Origin of the sequence: Pseudoalteromonas sp. S1609 (assembly GCF_005887255.1) — a bacterium.
Lineage (GTDB): Bacteria > Pseudomonadota > Gammaproteobacteria > Enterobacterales > Alteromonadaceae > Pseudoalteromonas.
On sequence record NZ_PNDJ01000209.1, the window covers coordinates 1 to 242 of the forward strand.

Below are 242 nucleotides of genomic sequence, written 5' to 3' on the forward strand. Positions count from 1 at the left end.
GTCTGAGTAAGAAGCCCGCGATACGAGTGCGTATGATCATATTACTAAATTCATCAAAAAAAAGCGCTTCTTTCGAATCACATGGGTGAATAAGTAGTTCAAACCCCTGCTTTTTGCACGCATCAAAAATACCATTTTGCATGTCGATACTGTAGTACGCATTAGCAGTGGCGAAACGGAACGCTATGCTGTAAGCTTTTGTTCCTGCAAGACTTCTTGCTGCTAACTTTGGCTGGAAGTTC

General features: G+C 42.1%; 1 pseudogene. It reads right to left on the bottom strand.

The features are described 5' to 3' along the window. Window positions 1-242, bottom strand: a pseudogene (locus CWB76_RS19460) (LacI family DNA-binding transcriptional regulator); the annotation flags it as partial.